The 17509-nt window shown below is 68.2% G+C and carries 13 protein-coding genes and 1 pseudogene; all 14 read left to right on the top strand.

Features of this window, described 5'->3' with window-relative positions; translation table 11 throughout:
* Nucleotides 1-606, top strand: a pseudogene (locus E6R18_RS25695) (ABC transporter family substrate-binding protein); the annotation flags it as partial.
* Nucleotides 607-841: 235 nt separating this feature from the next.
* Complete coding sequence (gene typA, locus E6R18_RS25690; RefSeq protein WP_136319282.1) at nt 842-2716, top strand: translational GTPase TypA; 1875 nt, start codon at nt 842-844, stop codon at nt 2714-2716.
* A gap of 418 nt (nt 2717-3134) precedes the next feature.
* A complete protein-coding gene (locus tag E6R18_RS25685) occupies nt 3135-3731 on the top strand; it encodes a hypothetical protein (protein ID WP_136319281.1) in 597 nt (198 codons plus the stop codon).
* 401 nt (nt 3732-4132) lie between these two features.
* Nucleotides 4133-5791 (top strand): ABC transporter substrate-binding protein, encoded by a 1659-nt coding sequence (locus E6R18_RS25680; RefSeq protein WP_136319280.1) that lies wholly within the window; start codon nt 4133-4135, stop codon nt 5789-5791.
* A gap of 190 nt (nt 5792-5981) precedes the next feature.
* Complete coding sequence (locus tag E6R18_RS25675) at nt 5982-6896, top strand: ABC transporter permease (RefSeq protein WP_240799852.1); 915 nt, start codon at nt 5982-5984, stop codon at nt 6894-6896.
* A gap of 33 nt (nt 6897-6929) precedes the next feature.
* On the top strand, nt 6930-7853 hold the full coding sequence (locus E6R18_RS25670; RefSeq protein WP_136319278.1) for an ABC transporter permease: 924 nt from the start codon (nt 6930-6932) through the stop codon (nt 7851-7853).
* Between the two features lie 51 nt (nt 7854-7904).
* A complete protein-coding gene (locus E6R18_RS25665; RefSeq protein ID WP_136319277.1) occupies nt 7905-8951 on the top strand; it encodes an ABC transporter ATP-binding protein in 1047 nt (348 codons plus the stop codon).
* Nucleotides 8944-10089 carry a dipeptide ABC transporter ATP-binding protein gene (locus tag E6R18_RS25660; RefSeq protein WP_136319276.1) on the top strand — a complete coding sequence of 382 codons (1146 nt, stop codon included), beginning with the start codon at nt 8944-8946 and terminating at the stop codon, nt 10087-10089. The genes E6R18_RS25665 and E6R18_RS25660 overlap by 8 nt, the downstream gene beginning before the upstream one ends.
* Nucleotides 10090-10298: 209 nt before the next feature.
* Nucleotides 10299-11930 (top strand): ABC transporter substrate-binding protein, encoded by a 1632-nt coding sequence (locus E6R18_RS25655; RefSeq protein WP_136319275.1) that lies wholly within the window; start codon nt 10299-10301, stop codon nt 11928-11930.
* Nucleotides 11931-12032: 102 nt separating this feature from the next.
* The gene (locus E6R18_RS25650) at nt 12033-12956 is read left to right on the top strand and encodes an ABC transporter permease (protein ID WP_136319274.1); all 924 of its coding nucleotides are present in this window, start codon (nt 12033-12035) and stop codon (nt 12954-12956) included.
* Complete coding sequence (locus tag E6R18_RS25645) at nt 12949-13923, top strand: ABC transporter permease (protein WP_136319273.1); 975 nt, start codon at nt 12949-12951, stop codon at nt 13921-13923. The genes E6R18_RS25650 and E6R18_RS25645 overlap by 8 nt, the downstream gene beginning before the upstream one ends.
* Nucleotides 13924-13936: 13 nt before the next feature.
* Nucleotides 13937-14914, top strand: coding sequence for an ABC transporter ATP-binding protein (locus E6R18_RS25640; RefSeq protein ID WP_136319272.1), 978 nt, complete (start codon nt 13937-13939; stop codon nt 14912-14914).
* Nucleotides 14904-16208, top strand: coding sequence for a dipeptide ABC transporter ATP-binding protein (locus E6R18_RS25635; RefSeq protein WP_136319271.1), 1305 nt, complete (start codon nt 14904-14906; stop codon nt 16206-16208). Before E6R18_RS25640 ends, E6R18_RS25635 begins: the two co-directional genes overlap by 11 nt.
* 204 nt (nt 16209-16412) lie before the next feature.
* Complete coding sequence (locus E6R18_RS25630) at nt 16413-17504, top strand: hypothetical protein (RefSeq protein ID WP_240799851.1); 1092 nt, start codon at nt 16413-16415, stop codon at nt 17502-17504.
* The last annotated feature ends 5 nt before the right edge of the window (nt 17505-17509 follow it).

Below are 17509 nucleotides of genomic sequence, written 5' to 3'. Positions count from 1 at the left end.
GCCGCCCCCGCCCGGGCCGCCGACGTGGCGCGCGGGCCGCTCGGCAAGGACGGCAAGCCGCTGAGCCTGCGCTTCGTCCTGCCCTCCGGGCCCGGCTCCGCCGGTCTGCGCAGCGTCGGGGAGAGGATCGCGGCGATGCTCGACACGATCGGCATCCGCACAGTGATCACCAAGGTCTCCGACGAGAGCTACTTCCGCGACCACGTCGCGTCCGGCGACTACGACATGGCGCTGTACTCCTGGCCCGCCACCGCCTACCCGGCCACCGACGACCGCCCGATCTTCGCCAAGCCGGTCCCCGCGACCGACGGCTCGCTGCTGGTCGAGCAGAACTACACCCGCGTCGGCACGGACCACATCGACCAGCTCTTCGACCAGGCCGTCTCGGAGCTGGACGAGAAGACGGCCCGCGACCTGATGAAGCAGGCGGACGCCCGGATCTGGGCCGCCGCGGGGTCGATCCCCCTCTTCCAGCGCCCCCAGCTCGTCGCGGCCGACAGGAAGCTCGTGAACGTCGGCGCCTTCGGCTTCGGGGTGCCGCACTACCAGGACATCGGCTACAAGGCCCCGCGGGCGGCGGGCGCCCCGGCCCACCCCGAGAAGTAGCAGGTCAGCGCCGGTCCAAAAGCACAGGACCCGCCCAACCGCCTTGCCCGCCGGACCGCGCCGGCGGGCAAAGCCGCGCCCACCCGGCCGGCCCGGGAGACTTGCCGGGGAAGCCGCAGTGGCGGCTGCCCCGTAACATGGGACTAGCCGTGGCGTGTCCGCCCGGCGGGCGTACGAGGACTCAAGACCGACTAAGACGCCTGAATCCCCGATCCGAGAGAAGCGCAAGCCACCCATGCCCACGCGCCACGACATCCGTAACGTAGCCATCGTCGCCCACGTCGACCACGGCAAGACCACGCTGGTCGACGCCATGCTCAGGCAGGCCGGCTCCTTCGCCGCGCACGCTGCCGAGTCGCTCGACGAACGCATGATGGACTCGAACGACCTGGAGCGTGAGAAGGGCATCACGATCCTGGCCAAGAACACGGCCGTGAAGTACCACCCCAAGGATGGCGGCGACGTCATCACGATCAACATCATCGACACCCCCGGGCACGCCGACTTCGGCGGTGAGGTCGAGCGCGGCCTGTCGATGGTGGACGCGGTCGTGCTGCTGGTCGACGCCTCCGAGGGCCCGCTGCCGCAGACCCGGTTCGTGCTGCGCAAGGCGCTCACGGCGAAGCTGCCGGTCATCCTCTGCATCAACAAGACGGACCGGCCGGACTCCCGGATCTCCGAGGTCATCGACGAGACCTACGACCTCTTCCTGGACCTGGACGCCGACGAGGACCAGATCGAGTTCCCGATCGTCTACGCCTGCGCCCGTGACGGTGTCGCCTCGCTGACCAAGCCGGAGGACGGAACGGTCCCGCAGGACAGCACCAGCCTGGAGCCGTTCTTCAGCACCATCCTCTCCACGGTCCCGGCCCCCGAGTACGACGAGGACGCCCCGCTCCAGGCGCACGTCACCAACCTCGACGCCGACAACTTCCTCGGCCGCATCGCGCTCTGCCGCGTCGAGCAGGGCGAGCTGCGCAAGGGCCAGACGGTCACCTGGATCAAGCGCGACGGTACGCAGTCCAACGTCCGGATCACCGAGCTGCTGATGACCGAGGCGCTCACCCGCAAGCCCGCCGAGAAGGCGGGCCCGGGCGACATCTGCGCCATCGCCGGTATCCCGGACATCATGATCGGCGAGACCCTGGCCGACACCGAGAACCCGATCGCGCTCCCGCTGATCACGGTCGACGAGCCGGCCATCTCGATGACCATCGGCGCCAACACCTCGCCGCTCGTCGGCAAGGGCGGCAAGGGCCACAAGGTCACCGCGCGCCAGATCAAGGACCGCCTCGACCGCGAGCTGATCGGTAACGTCTCGCTGCGCGTCCTGGAGACCGAGCGCCCCGACGCGTGGGAGGTCCAGGGCCGCGGTGAGCTGGCGCTCGCCATCCTGGTCGAGCAGATGCGCCGCGAGGGCTTCGAGCTGACCGTCGGCAAGCCGGAGGTCGTCACCAAGCAGATCGACGGCAAGACGCACGAGCCGATCGAGCGCATGACGATCGACTCGCCCGAGGAGCACCTCGGCGCCATCACGCAGCTGATGGCGACCCGCAAGGGCCGCATGGAGACGATGACGAACCACGGCTCGGGCTGGGTCCGCATGGAGTGGATCGTTCCCTCCCGCGGCCTCATCGGCTTCCGTACGGAGTTCCTGACCCAGACCCGCGGCACCGGCATCGCGCACTCCATCTTCGAGGGCCACGAGCCCTGGTTCGGCGAGCTGCGCACCCGTCACAACGGTTCGCTGGTCGCGGACCGCTCGGGCACGGTGACGCCGTTCGCGATGGTCAACCTCCAGGAGCGCGGTGTCATCTTCACCGAGGCCGGCACCGAGGTGTACGAGGGCATGATCATCGGCGAGAACTCGCGCGCCGACGACATGGACGTGAACATCACCAAGGAGAAGAAGCTCACCAACATGCGTGCGGCCTCCGCCGACACCACGGAGAACGTGGTGCCGGCCCGCAAGCTGTCGCTGGAGCAGTCCCTGGAGTTCTGCCGCGACGACGAGTGCATCGAGGTGACCCCGGAGACCGTGCGTATCCGCAAGGTCGTCCTGGACCAGAAGGAGCGCGGCCGCGCGGCCTCCCGCGCCAAGCACAACTGACCCGCCGGGCCGGACCGGGACCACCGTCCCGGGACGCCCGCCGGACCGCACACACAGAGAGACCCGGCTTCCCGCGGACAGCGGAGCAGCCGGGTCTCTCCGCTCTTCCCGGCCCCTTGAGGGCCCCTCCCGCGCCCCCGGCGCGGGAGGGCCTGTCCGATGCCATTCATGTGCCATCACAAACATGAGCGGAGGCCGAGGTTCCAGTCACTCTCGGCATTGACCGCGTCACCCGATCCTCAGATGCTCCTCAATTCCATTGTCCCAGGCAGTGGTTGGTCCCCATGATGGATCCCGCCGCACGGAGCGGCGAAGCGGGGATTGCCACGTGACCATTCATTGGTTCGCACAGGCAATCATTTCGAGCGCAGAGCGCCGGCGTGTGCCGGACCGCCCGCGCAGGACGAAATGGGGATTCATGAACAAGCGCATCGCGGCGGCAGCCGCAGGTACGACGCTGGTGGCCTCGGCGCTGGTCGCCGTGCCGGCGACCACGGCAAGCGCGGGACAGCTGATCTGCGACCCGGGGTCCCGCTCGGTCAGCTGGGTCTCGACGAGCCACAGCCGCGTGCTCACGCACGAGCCGAAGGGGCTGGAGAAGGAGTACACGGGGGGCAAGAAGACGTACACCCGGACCGTCACCCACGAGAAGACGCTGACCTCCACCTGGTCCGTGACCGCCGGGGCGTCCGCGGGCTTCTCGGTGGCCAAGATCCTGGCGAGTCTCGACGCGAAGGTCGAAGGCAGCTACACGCACGCCAAGGGGCACACCACGACGAAGAGCATCACCGTGTCGGATCAGCTGACCAAGAAGGGCCGTTACTGGTTCTACGCGGGTAGGCTCCAGGCGTCGGGCTACTGGCAGGGGTACCGCTGCGACCGGGGGACCAAGTGGATCAAGCAGGCCCACGGCACGGCGAAGACGTACGGCGCGCTGGTCGAGGGTGCCACCCGCTGCGGCGAGAAGGTCAGCTCGAAGAGCATCGCCTCCCTGGTGCAGAAGAAGTACTGCTGACGCGTAGTCAGGGCTCTCGGTCCTGACCGCTCAGGCTCCGGGGAGCGGGATCCCGATGCAAGCGTTTTCAAAGCGCGCATGTGTTCGGATACCGGTGATCACTCCCCGGAGCGCGCACCAACAGTCCGTTTCAGGGGTGTCTGTCTGGGCTTGATTTGTCCGGATTTTGAGCCATGTGGCCGTCCGATGTTGTCAAAACGAGACCCTTTAGGTGTGGTTTACGACCTCCGCGTACTTAATAGTTGGCTCCATTGAGCTCGGGTCAATGGGTCACGCACCGTGGGGAGTGCGCCGACTCACGAGCACACTCAGGGCACTGAAACGATCACCGTCAGGGGTGTCGGTGTATCGCCACAGTGCCCTTCTTGTAGTCAAAAGTGGACTCATGAGGAGGAAAACCCATGCGCGGTGCCAAGAGCGCCAAGTGGGTTGCGGCGGCGGCGATCATCGCCCTGGCTGCGACGGCTTGTGGCGGTAACGACGACAACGCCGGCAAGGACAAGGGCGACGGCGGCTCCGGCCAGGCCGGCGGGACGTTCCGTCTGGGCATCACCGAGCCCGTCGCGATTGACCCGTACAACGCCCAGGAGTCCGAGGGCATCCTGGTCACGGACAACCTCTTCTCCGGTCTGTACGAGCCCACGGCCGACGGCCAGGTCGTCCCCGTGCTCGCCGAGTCGAAGCAGGTCAGCGAAGACGGCAAGACCTGGACGTTCAAGATCAAGAGCGGCACCAAGTTCAGCAACGGCGAGGCCGTCGACGCCGAGTCCTTCGTGCGTGGCTGGAACCGTGTCGCGCAGAAGAAGGCCGCTTCCGACGTCGCCTACCACATGGCCGGCATCGCGGGCTTCAGCGACGTCCAGTCGGGCAAGGCCGACAAGATGTCGGGCCTGAGCGCCCCGGACGCGACGACGCTCCAGGTGAAGCTCTCCGCGGCGGACTTCGAGTTCGACACCAAGACCACCCACACCGCCTTCAGCCCCGTGCCGAAGGTCGCCGGTGACGCCAAGAACGCCGCGTACAACGCCGCTCCCATCGGCAACGGCCCCTTCAAGCTCCAGGGCAAGTGGGAGCACAACAAGAAGATCACGCTCGTGCGCAACGACGGCTACGGGCTGAAGAAGGCGAAGCTCGACAAGGTCGAGATATCCATCCTCAACGCGGCGAACAGCGCGACCCTGGAGTACCAGGGCTTCCAGTCGGGCCAGTTCGACTGGGCGCGCATGCCCACCCCGCAGCTCAAGCCGGCCAAGGCCAAGTACGAGCCGCAGGGCGAGTGGCTCGAGCTCGACACCAACGGCATGAACTACCTCCTGCCGGTCACGGACAACGGTCCGCTGAAGTCGGCGAAGGCCCGCGAGGCGGTTTCCTACGCGATCGACCGGGACGCCATCATCGCCGGTGTCTTCCAGAACATGCAGACGAAGTCCACGACGATCCTTCCGCCGGTCTTCAAGGACGTCTACACCAAGGACCTCTGCACCTCCTGCGTCAAGCAGGACAAGGTCAAGGCCAAGGCCCTCGCGAAGGAGGCCGGTCTCAAGCCCGGCACCACCATCGACATCGGCTACAACACCGGTGCCGGTCACGAGGAGTGGGTGCAGGCCGTCGCCCAGCAGCTGGAGGACGTCCTCGGCGTCAAGGTGAAGGCGACGGGCAAGCCGTTCGCCGAGCTCCTCTCCGACCAGCAGAAGCCGGGCGCCACCGGTGCCTACCGCTTCGCGTGGGGCGCGGACTACCCGACCCCGGACAACTTCCTGTTCCCGCTGCTGTCCACCTCGTCCATCAACAAGGACGACTCGGGCAAGGTCACCGGTGACAACCGCGGCCGCTACAGCAACAAGAAGTTCGACAACCTGCTCGACCAGGCCCGCGGCACCAAGGACCTCGCGGCCCGCAACGAGCTGTACAAGAAGGCCGAGAAGGTCGCCATGGACGACGTGGCGCTCATCCCGCTGTGGAACCGTACGCAGCTGCGCCTCGTCAACACCAAGAAGTTCGCGGACGTCAAGATGGACTTCCATGAGGACCCGAACCTCGCCGAGCTCAGCCTGAAGTAGCCGGTAGCCGCGGACAAGCGGTAACCGATCGGGGGTCGTGGTGCCGAGCAGCGCTCAGCACCACGACCCCTGACGGCCGTCGGGAGTGGTGCGATCCACCGCCCCGCCCCCCATCGCATCCCCCGTATCCGGGGCGAGGGCACTGCTCCTTTGGCGCAGTGACGTAGAGAGGTTAGTCATGGGAAGGTATGTGGTCCGTCGACTGGGCCAGCTGGTCGTAGTCGTTCTGGGCGCGACCATGGTCTTGTTCGCCTGTCTGTTCGTGCTTCCGGGTGACCCGGTCGGACAGATCGCGGGCAGCGACAAAGCACGCGATCCCGCTGTCATCGAACAGCTTCACAAGCAGTACGGTCTGGACAAGCCGCTGGTCGTTCAGTACGGCACGTACGTCGGCAAGCTCGCCAAGGGCGACCTGGGACAGGACTACACCCAGGGCCGTCCGGTGACCGAGATCCTGGCGCCGAAGCTCCTCAACACGGCGAAGCTGGCCGTCGTCGCGATCATCTTCGACGTGATCATCGGCATCGCGGCAGGCATGATCGCCGCGATGCGCAGATACTCCGTATGGGATATCACGGTCACGTTCAGTACGACCTTGGCCATCGGGGTGCCTTCGATCGTCCTCGGCATGATCATGCAGTGGGCCTTCGTGATCAAGCTGGGGTGGTTCCCGCTCATCTCCGACGGGTCCTTCAACTCGCTGATCCTGCCCGCGTTCACGCTGGCGATCATCGACGCCGCCCTGGTGGCGCAGATCGCCCGGAGCACCATGCTCGAAGTGATGGGCGCCGACTACGTCAAGACCGCGGTGGCCAAGGGACTTTCCCGCCCCAAGGTTCTCCTCCGCCACATCATGCGTAACTCCATCATCCCGGTGGTCACTTACGTGGGTATCTCCTTCGGAGCGCTGCTCGGTGGCGCGATCATCACCGAGACGATCTTCAACTGGGACGGTATCGGGCTCGCGTTGGTCACTGCGATCCAGCAGAACAACAACCCCATCATCGTCGGGGTCGTGACGATCAGCGTGGCGGTCTTCGTCGTGCTGAACCTGATCGTGGATCTGCTGTACGCCGCCCTCGACCCGCGCATTCGACTCGCCTGACCCGGTTGAGTTGTCCGAAATAGGAGTTACATCATGACTGAACTCGTCACGGGCAAGGAGGGGCCGGCGGCGGCCGGTCCCGCCACGGAGACGCAGGGCGCCGAGCCGGCCGTCGTCCGGGTGAGCCAGTGGTCAGACATCCGGGCCCGCTTCTTCGCCAACAAGCTCGCCGTCGTCGGTCTCTTCATCCTGGTCGTCCTGGTACTCGTCGCGATCTTCGCACCGCTTCTGGCGCCGTACGATCCGCTCAAGCAGAACCTCGCCAACACGCTCCAGGCACCGGGAGGGGACCACCTTCTCGGTACCGACTCGCTCGGCCGTGACCAGCTGTCGCGTCTCATCTACGGCAGCCGGATCGCGATGATCGTGGGTATGGCGTCGATCTTCGTCGCCTGCACGATCGGGATCATCCTGGGCGCCCTGGCCGGTTACTTCGGCCGCGCCATCGACTCGGTGATCATGCGAGTCGCGGACGTCTTCTTCGCGTTCCCCCTCCTCATCGGCGCGATCGTCGTCATCCTGCTGATGGGCCGCGGCGTCCTGCCCGTCGTGCTCTCGCTGGGCATCTTCTCCTGGGCCACCTTCGCCCGCCTGCTGCGCAGCCAGATCCTCTCGGTGCGCGAGATGGACTACGTGCACGCCGCCCGGGCCCTGGGCGCGAGCCAGTTCCGGACGATCCGGCGGCACATCCTGCCCAACTCGCTCACCGCCGTCCTGGTCTACGCGACCAGCAACGTCGGTATCGCCATCGTGGCCGAGGCGTCCCTCTCCTACCTCGGCGTCGGCGTGCCGCCGGAGGTCGCCGAGTGGGGCAACATGGTCGCGGCCGGCCGGGACTTCATGGGAGTCAAGGACTTCATGTGGATGTACCCGAGTCTCGCCATCGTCGTCACCGCTCTCGGCTTCGTCCTGCTGGGCAACGGTCTGCGCGACGCACTCGACCCGAAGCTCCGGTGAGGCATCGCGATGAGCGCAAGCAAGCTGAACAAGCAAGCCAGAGGTGATGACATGACCAGCGCCGAGACAGCCGGCGTCGGCGGCGAGCCGGCGAAGGCCGCACCGCTGCTCGACGTCCGGGACCTCCATGTGGAGTTCAAGATCCGCGACAACGTGACCAAAGCGGTCAACGGTGTCAGCTACAGCGTGAACGCGGGCGAGACCCTCGCCGTGCTCGGTGAATCCGGCTCGGGCAAGTCCGTCACCGCGCAGGCGATCATGGGCATCCTGGACAGCCCGCCCGGACGGATATCCGGCGGCGAGATCTACTTCCAGGGGCAGGAGATCCTGTCCATGCCCGAGAGCGAGCGCCGCAAGCTGCGCGGCGCCAAGATGGCGATGATCTTCCAGGACGCGCTGTCCTCGCTCAACCCCGTTCTCTCCGTGGGGTTCCAGCTGGGCGAGATGTTCCGCGCCCACCTCGGCCTGTCCCGCAAGGACGCCAAGGCCAAGGCCATCGAGATGATGGACCGCGTGCGCATCCCGGCCGCGAAGCAGCGGGTCGGTGACTACCCCCACGAGTTCTCCGGCGGTATGCGCCAGCGCATCATGATCGCCATGGCGCTGGCCCTGGAGCCGGACCTGATCATCGCGGACGAGCCGACCACCGCCCTCGACGTGACCGTCCAGGCCCAGGTCATGGACCTGCTCTCGGAGCTCCAGCGCGAGCACAACATGGGCCTGATCCTGATCACCCACGACCTCGGGGTGGTCGCCGACGTCGCCGACAAGATCGCCGTGATGTACGCGGGCCGGATCGTCGAGACCGCACCGGTGCACGAGATCTACAAGCGCCCCGCACACCCGTACACCGAGGGGCTGCTGGCCTCGATCCCGCGCCTGGACCAGAAGGGCCAGGAGCTGTACGCGATCAAGGGCCTTCCGCCCAACCTGCAGAACATCCCCCCGGGCTGCGCCTTCAATCCGCGCTGTGCCCATGCGCGGGACGTCTGCCGTACGGACATCCCGGCGCTCAGCCAGGTGACCGAGCTGGACGGCACCGAGCTGGTCGGCCGCGGCAGCGCGTGCCACTTCTGGAAGGAGACGATCCATGGCTGACATCGCCAAGGAGCCCGTGGACGCCACCCCCAACGTCACCGAAGTGGCGAAGACCGAGGCGTCCACCGAGGCGGCCGCCGTCACCGCCATCGAGGAGCCGGCCACCCAGGGGGAGCCGATCCTCCAGGTGCGCAACCTGGTCAAGCACTTCCCGCTGACCCAGGGCATCCTGTTCAAGAAGCAGGTCGGCGCGGTCAAGGCCGTGGACGGCATCTCGTTCGACCTGTACGCGGGCGAGACGCTCGGCATCGTGGGCGAGTCCGGCTGCGGCAAGTCCACGGTCGCCAAGGTCCTGATGCTGCTGGAACAGGCGACGGCCGGCGAGATCTTCTACAAGGGCCAGGACATCACCAAGCTGTCCGGGCGAGCGCTGAAGGCCGTGCGCCGCAACATCCAGATGGTGTTCCAGGACCCGTACACCTCACTGGACCCGCGGATGACCGTCGGGGACATCATCGGTGAGCCCTTCGACATCCACCCCGAGGTGGCGCCGAAGGGGGAGCGGCGGCGCAAGGTCCAGGACCTGCTGGACGTCGTCGGCCTCAACCCGGAGTACATCAACCGCTACCCGCACCAGTTCTCCGGCGGCCAGCGCCAGCGCATCGGCATCGCCCGCGGCCTCGCGCTCAACCCGGAGATCATCATCTGCGACGAGCCGGTCTCCGCGCTCGACGTGTCGGTGCAGGCGCAGGTCATCAACCTGATGGACAAGCTGCAGGACGAGTTCAACCTCTCCTACCTCTTCATCGCGCACGACCTGTCGATCGTCCGGCACATCTCCGACCGGGTCGGCGTCATGTACCTCGGCAAGATGGCCGAGATCGGTACGGACGCGCAGATCTACGACCACCCGACGCACCCCTACACCCAGGCGCTGCTGTCGGCGGTCCCGGTCCCCGACCCGGAGGCCCGCGAGGGCCGCGAGCGGATCATCCTCTCCGGTGACGTCCCGTCCCCGGCCAACCCGCCGTCGGGCTGCAGCTTCCGCACCCGCTGCTGGAAGGCCCAGGACAAGTGCGCCACCGAGGTGCCGCTCCTCGCGGTCCCCGAGCGCTTCAAGACCTCGAAGTCGCCGGCCGCCCACGAGTCGGCGTGCCACTTCGCGGAGGAGAAGGACGTGGTGCACGCGGCCTCGTAAGCCGCCTGCCTCACCCGCGCGACGAAGGCGCCCCGGAACCGATCGGTTCCGGGGCGCCTCTTCGTGACGCCGAACCCCTCGGCCTCGTGGCACATGGTCAGCCGCGCCGCGGTGAGGCGCCCCCCGGATGGCGGCGTGCGCATGCATAGTGTCCGATATGAGGCGATATTTAACCTCACGTGAGACGGAGCACTACGAGGAGGCACTCCATGCGCGGAGCCACACACGTCAAGTGGGCCGCATGCGCGGCGGCCGTCGCCCTGGCGGCGACGGCCTGCGGCGGGGGCGACAGCGGCGGCGGTGGAGGTGGCGCCGACGGGATCGTGAGCTCTTCCTGGGGTGACCCGCAGAACCCGCTGGAGCCGGCCAACACCAACGAGGTGCAGGGCGGCAAGGTGCTCGACATGATCTTCCGGGGTCTCAAGAGGTACGACCCGAAGACCGGCGAGGCCACGAACATGCTCGCCGAGAAGATCGAGACCAAGGACAACCAGAACTTCACCGTCACCGTGAAGGACGGCTGGACCTTCAGCAACGGCGAGAAGATCACCGCCAAGTCCTTCGTGGACGCCTGGAACTACGGCGCCCTGCTGAAGAACAACCAGAAGAACGCCTACTTCTTCGGCTACATCGACGGCTACGACAAGGTCCACCCCGAGACCGGCAAGGCCAGTGCCACCAAGCTCTCCGGCCTCAAGCTCGTCGACGACAAGACCTTCACCGTCAAGCTGACGCAGAAGTTCTCCCTGTGGCCCGACACCCTCGGCTACCCGGCCTTCGCCCCGCTCCCCAAGGCGTTCTTCACCGACCACGCGGCCTGGGTCTCCAAGCCGATCGGCAACGGCCCGTACACCATCGACAAGTACACCAAGGGCTCCGCGATGAGCCTGCGCAAGTGGGACGACTACCCCGGGGACGACAAGGCGCAGAACGGCGGCATCGACCTCAAGGTCTACACCGACAACAACACCGCCTACACCGACCTGACGGCCGGCAACCTCGACCTCGTGGACGACGTGCCCGCCTCCCAGCTCAAGAACGTCAAGGCGGACCTCGGCGACCGCTACATCAACACCCCGGCCGGCATCATCCAGACCCTGGCCTTCCCCTTCTACGACAAGAAGTGGGACACCCCCGGCGGCGTCAAGGTCCGCCAGGGCCTGTCGATGGCCATCAACCGCGACCAGATCACCAGCCGGATCTTCCAGAAGACCCGCACCCCCGCGTCCGACTGGACCTCCCCGGTCCTCGGCGAGGAGGGCGGCTTCAAGAAGGGCCTCTGCGGCAAGGAGTGCACGTACAACGCCGCCGAGGCCAAGAAGATGATCGAGGACGGCGGCGGCATCCCCGGCGGCCAGCTCAAGATCTCGTACAACGCGGACACCGGCTCCCACAAGGAGTGGGTCGACGCCGTCTGCAACAGCATCAACAAGGTCATGGGCAACAACAGGGCGTGCGTCGGCGCCCCCGTCGGCACCTTCGCCGACTTCCGCAGCCAGGTCTCCCAGCAGAAGCTGCACGGCGCCTGGCGCGCGGGCTGGCAGATGGACTACCCGCTCATCCAGAACTTCCTGCAGCCGGTGTACTACACCAACGCCTCGTCCAACGACGGCAAGTGGAACAACAAGCAGTTCGACGACCTCGTCAACAAGGCCAACGCCGAGTCCGACAAGGCCAAGGCCGTCTCCACCTTCCAGGACGCCGAGAAGGTCATGGTCCAGCAGATGCCGGTCATCCCGCTCTGGTACCAGAACGGCAGCGCCGGCTACTCGGAGAACGTCACCAACGTCTCGCTGAACCAGTTCAGCGTCCCGGTGTACGAGCAGATCAAGGTCAAGTAGCGGCCGGAGCCGGGCGAGCGGTGCGTTCCCCGCACCGGCCGCCCGGCTTCCCCGTCCCCAGCGACCCCTCAGCCTCCGTCCCCGCGACCCCGGGAGCCCTTCATGGGACGTTATGTGATCCGGCGGCTGCTGCAGATGATCCCGGTCTTCTTCGGCACCACGCTGCTGATCTTCCTCATGGTGAACGTGATGGGTGACCCCATCGCGGGTCTCTGCGGCGACCGCCAGTGCGACCCGGCGACCGCCGCCCAACTCCGCACGGAATTCGGCCTCGACAAGCCGGTCTGGCAGCAATACCTCACGTACATGGGCAACGTCTTCACCGGCGACTTCGGCACCGCGTTCAACGGGCAGAAGGTCACCGAGCTGATGGGCACCGCCTTCCCCATCACCATCCGCCTCACCCTCGTCGCGATCGTCTTCGAGATCGTCATCGGCATCACCCTCGGCGTCATCACCGGACTGCGCCGGGGCCGCCCGATCGACACCACCGTGCTGATCCTGACGCTGATCGTCATCTCGATCCCGACCTTCGTCACCGGCCTGCTGCTCCAGCTGCTGCTGGGCGTCGAGTGGGGCGTCATCAAACCGTCCGTCTCCACCGATGCGCCGCTGGGCGAGCTGATCATCCCCGGCCTCGTGGTCGCCTCCGTGTCCCTGGCCTACGTCACCCGGCTCACCCGGACCTCGATCGCCGAGAACACCCGCGCCGACTACGTCCGCACCGCCACCGCCAAGGGGCTGCCCAGGCGCCGCGTGATCATCCGGCACCTGCTGCGCAACTCGCTGATCCCCGTCGTCACCTTCATCGGTACCGACGTGGGCGCCCTGATGGGCGGGGCGATCGTCACCGAGCGGATCTTCAACATCCACGGCGTCGGCTACCAGCTCTACCAGGGCATCCTGCGCCAGAACTCGCAGACCGTCGTCGGGTTCGTCACCGTCCTGGTCCTCGTCTTCCTGGCCGCCAACCTGATCGTGGACCTGCTCTACGCCGTACTCGACCCGAGGATCCGCTATGCCTGAGCAGACACCGGACGAGGCGATCTCTCCGGCCGGAGCCGGCGGACCGACGGACCTCGCGCTCGCGGAGGGCGACAGCCTGGAGAAGACCCCCGGCGGCCCCGGGGGGACGGGGCCCGACGCCAAACCGCAGAGCCTGTGGTCCGACGCCTGGCGCGACCTGCGCCGCAACCCCGTCTTCATCATCTCCGCGCTGATCATCCTCTTCCTGGTGGTCATCTCGATCTGGCCGCAGCTCATCGCCTCCGGCGACCCGCTCGACTGCGACCTCGGCAAGGCCCAGGAGAGCTCCCGGCCCGGCCACCCCTTCGGCTACGACGGCCAGGGCTGCGACGTCTACACCCGCGTAGTCCACGGCGCCCGCAACTCCGTGACCGTCGGCATCTGCTCCACCCTCGGCGTCTCCCTCATCGGCAGCGTCCTCGGCGGCCTGGCGGGCTTCTTCGGCGGCTGGTGGGACGCGATCCTCTCCCGCCTCACCGACGTCTTCTTCGGCATCCCCGTCGTCCTCGGCGGCCTGGTCTTCCTCTCCGTGGTGACCAGCTCCACCGTCTGGCCGGTGATCGGCTTCATCGTGCTCCTCGGCTGGCCGCAGATCGCCCGCATCGCCCGCGGCTCCGTCATCACCGCCAAGCACAACGACTACGTCCAGGCCGCCCGGGCACTCGGCGCCTCCAACGTGCGCATGATGCTGCGGCACATCGCGCCGAACGCCGTCGCCCCGGTCATCGTCGTCGCGACCATCGCGCTCGGCACGTACATCTCCCTGGAGGCCACCCTGTCGTTCCTCGGCGTCGGCCTGAAGCCGCCCGCCGTCTCCTGGGGCATCGACATCTCCGCCGCGTCCCAGTACATCCGCAACGCCCCGCACATGCTCCTCTGGCCCGCCGGCGCGCTGGCCGTCACGGTGCTCGCCTTCATCATGCTCGGCGACGCGGTGCGCGACGCCCTCGACCCCAAGCTGCGCTGAGGAGTCCGCTGCCATGTTGCTCGAAGTGCGCGATCTGCACGTGGAGTTCCACACCCGGGACGGGATCGTCAGGGCCGTCAACGGGGTCGACTACTCCGTGGCCGAGGGCGAGACGCTAGCCGTGCTCGGCGAATCCGGCTCCGGCAAGTCGGTCACCGCGCAGGCGGTCATGGGCATCCTCGACATGCCCCCCGGGAAGATCAGCGGCGGCGAGGTCCTCTTCAAGGACCGCGACCTGCTGAAGATGAAGAGGGAGGAGCGCCGGAAGATCCGCGGCCAGGAGATGGCCATGATCTTCCAGGACGCGCTGTCCTCCCTCAACCCGGTCCTGACCGTGGGCGAGCAGCTCGGCGAGATGTACGTCGTGCACCGCGGGATGTCCCGCAAGGACGCGAAGGCCAAGGCCGTCGAGCTGATGGACCGGGTGCGCATCCCGGCCGCCAAGGAGCGGGTCGGCAACTACCCGCACCAGTTCTCCGGCGGCATGCGCCAGCGCATCATGATCGCCATGGCGCTGGCCCTGGAACCCTCGCTGATCATCGCCGACGAACCCACCACCGCCCTCGACGTCACCGTCCAGGCCCAGGTCATGGACCTCCTCGCGGAACTCCAGCGCGAACTGAACATGGGCCTGATCCTCATCACCCACGACCTCGGAGTGGTCGCCGACGTCGCCGACAAGATCGCGGTCATGTACGCGGGCCGGATCGTCGAGACCTCGCCCGTGTACGACATCTACAAAGCACCCGCTCACCCGTACACCAAGGGGCTGCTGGCCTCGATCCCGCGCCTGGACCAGAAGGGCCAGGAGCTGTACGCGATCAAGGGCCTGCCGCCCAACCTGCTGCACATCCCGCCCGGCTGCGCCTTCAACCCGCGCTGCCCGATGGCCCAGGACGTCTGCCGCACCGACGTGCCGCCGCTGTACGACGTGGCCGAGCACCGACAGAGCGCCTGCCACTTCTGGAAGGAGACGCTCGATGCACGCTGACCACTCGGGACGCAAGGAAGCGCGCGAAGAGGGCGAGGCGGCGCGCACCCTGCTGTCCAAGTCGCGGCAGCAGAGCGCGTACGCGGGCCGCGAACCGATCCTGGAGGTGCGCGACCTCGTCAAGCACTACCCGCTGACCCAGGGCATCGTGATCAAGAAGCAGGTCGGGGCGGTCAAGGCGGTCGACGGGGTCTCCTTCGACCTCGGGGCCGGCGAGACGCTCGGAGTGGTGGGGGAGTCCGGCTGCGGCAAGTCGACGGTCGCCCGGCTCCTGGTGCACCTGGAACAGCCGACGGCCGGCTCCATCCGGTACAAGGGCGAGGACGTCACCAAGCTGTCCGGCCGTGCGATGAAGGCCGTGCGCCGCAACATCCAGATGGTCTTCCAGGACCCGTACACCTCGCTCAACCCGCGGATGACCGTGGGCGACATCATCGGGGAGCCGTACGAGATCCACCCCGAGGTGGCCCCGAAGGGGGAGCGGCGGCGCAGGGTCCAGGACCTGCTGGACGTCGTCGGCCTCAACCCGGAGTACATCAACCGCTACCCGCACCAGTTCTCCGGCGGCCAGCGCCAGCGCATCGGCATCGCCCGCGGCCTCGCGCTCAACCCCGAGATCATCGTCGCCGACGAACCGGTCTCGGCCCTCGACGTCTCCGTCCAGGCACAGGTCGTCAACCTGCTGGACCGGCTCCAGGCGGAGTTCAACCTGAGCTACGTCTTCATCGCGCACGACCTGTCCATCGTGCGGCACATCTCCGACCGGGTCGGCGTCATGTACCTCGGCCGCTTCATCGAGATCGGCACGGACGCGGAGATCTACGACCACCCCACGCACCCCTACACGCAGGCCCTGCTCTCCGCCGTGCCGGTGCCCGACCCCACGGCCCGCGAGCACCGGGAGCGGATCATCCTGCACGGCGACGTGCCCTCGCCCGCCAACCCGCCCTCCGGCTGCCGCTTCCGCACCCGCTGCTGGAAGGCGCAGGAGCGGTGCGAACTGGAGGTGCCGCTGCTGGCCGTCCCGGCCGCCTTCCGGGACACGGACACCCCGGCCCGGCACGACTCGGCCTGCCACTTCGCGGAGGAGAAGCGGGTGGTCCCGCCGGAGGGCACGCTGGTGCCGGTGCCGGGCGAGGGCGGCCAGGAGGAGGCGGCCGCGCAGGCGGCCGCGCAGGCGGCCGAGGCGGCACAGACGGTGGAGCGGGACGAGGACCGGGGCGGCCCAGCCCCCGGGGCGCCCGCCGGCGACGACGAAGGCCCGCCGGCCTCCGGAAGCAGCCGGGTGAGCTGACCGGGCGTTAACACGCGGGCAACTTCCCCGATATACGGACGCGGCACCATGGACAACGTACGGCCGTGCGGGTGCCGTTGGGCCGGCCGGCGGGGTGTGACGCCCCCCGGCCGGCGGGGTGTGACGCCCCCCGGCCGGTGCCGTACGGGCCACCTGGCGCAGGCCCTCTTGTCCGGAGGCCGGACGCACGGGAGTATCGCTCAGGTGATACTCACCCGCGGAGCAAGAGTCACCGGTGCCGTTCTCTGCGGCGTGCTCGCGGTGATCGTCGCGAGCTGGCTGGTACGGGACGCCAGGGCGGCGGAATTCGGCCAACTGTGGCGGTACTGGGCGGGGTTCTACGACGCCCGCCCGCAGGTGATGCCCGCCACCTCGGCCATGGACGTCGTCCTGTTCGTGGTCTACGTGGCCGTCGCCATGGCCGCCCTGCGCTCCCCGGTCGGCGCCCCCGCGCTCGTCGTCGCCGGGGTGGTCACGCTCGGCGTCCGGCTCCCGGGGCTCTGGAGCATCGACGACCGCCGGATGGACCGCCTGTTCGCCGAGGACCTGCGCTCGCGGGCGCTGGTCTGCGCCTTCGTGGCCCTCGCGGCGGGCGCCGCGCTGGTCATCACCGCCGCGGCCGGCCGCAGGCCCCCGGCCGACAGCTACGAGCGGACGCCGACGAGGACCGGGCCGGGCGCGGCGGTCCCGGCGTTCCTGCTGCTGTGCGCGGCGGGCGCGGTGCTGATCGCCTGGGAGATCCGCCAGGGCGTGCGGTACCCGGACCTCTACCCCGAGTGGTACGTGGGCGGTGACCGGATCGCGCAGGGGCTGACCAGCCCGCCGCCGGGCTGGGGCACCGTGCTGCTGGCCCTGCTCTGCGTGTTCGCCGGGGTGAGCGCCGTGGCCCGGGCCACGTTCGCCCGGCCGTTCGGCCTGGTGGCCGCCGCGCTGCTGCTGCCCGGCGGGGCGCTGGGCGTGGCCCGGATCGTCCACTACGACCTGCTGGACGACTTCGGCTCGCTGCCGGTCGAGGACCGGCTCATGCTGGTCAGCTGGCTCTTCCAGGCGTTCGCCGCCGCGGCCGTGCTGATCGCGCTCGCCCCGCGGGGCCTGGCCGACGTGCCGGGGCCGCACGGACCGGGCCAGGACCCCTGGCACGGCTCGCCGGGCTACGGCCCCGCGCCGCAGCCGGGACCGGCCGCGCCCCCGTACCCGGGGCAGCAGCCGCCGGCCCCCGGATACGGCTACCCGCAGGGCGGCAGCGGCGGCTTCGGCCCGCCCCCGCCGCCCTCGCAGCCACCGCCCGGCTGGTAGGACGC

The organism is Streptomyces sp. A1277, from assembly GCF_004795015.1.
In the GTDB taxonomy this organism is placed as follows: domain Bacteria; phylum Actinomycetota; class Actinomycetes; order Streptomycetales; family Streptomycetaceae; genus Streptomyces.
The sequence above is the reverse complement of the archived record's forward strand: the minus strand, read 5'-3'. Positions and strand labels throughout refer to the sequence as shown.

Coding starts and splice junctions, on each gene's coding strand:
- E6R18_RS25640 (WP_136319272.1), top strand. CDS start 13,937: ATGTTGCTCGAAGTGCGCGATCTGCACGTGGAGTTCCACACCCGGGAC.
- E6R18_RS25650 (WP_136319274.1), top strand. CDS start 12,033: ATGGGACGTTATGTGATCCGGCGGCTGCTGCAGATGATCCCGGTCTTC.
- typA (WP_136319282.1), top strand. CDS start 842: ATGCCCACGCGCCACGACATCCGTAACGTAGCCATCGTCGCCCACGTC.
- E6R18_RS25665 (WP_136319277.1), top strand. CDS start 7,905: ATGACCAGCGCCGAGACAGCCGGCGTCGGCGGCGAGCCGGCGAAGGCC.
- E6R18_RS25635 (WP_136319271.1), top strand. CDS start 14,904: ATGCACGCTGACCACTCGGGACGCAAGGAAGCGCGCGAAGAGGGCGAG.
- E6R18_RS25645 (WP_136319273.1), top strand. CDS start 12,949: ATGCCTGAGCAGACACCGGACGAGGCGATCTCTCCGGCCGGAGCCGGC.
- E6R18_RS25685 (WP_136319281.1), top strand. CDS start 3,135: ATGAACAAGCGCATCGCGGCGGCAGCCGCAGGTACGACGCTGGTGGCC.
- E6R18_RS25655 (WP_136319275.1), top strand. CDS start 10,299: ATGCGCGGAGCCACACACGTCAAGTGGGCCGCATGCGCGGCGGCCGTC.
- E6R18_RS25680 (WP_136319280.1), top strand. CDS start 4,133: ATGCGCGGTGCCAAGAGCGCCAAGTGGGTTGCGGCGGCGGCGATCATC.
- E6R18_RS25670 (WP_136319278.1), top strand. CDS start 6,930: ATGACTGAACTCGTCACGGGCAAGGAGGGGCCGGCGGCGGCCGGTCCC.
- E6R18_RS25660 (WP_136319276.1), top strand. CDS start 8,944: ATGGCTGACATCGCCAAGGAGCCCGTGGACGCCACCCCCAACGTCACC.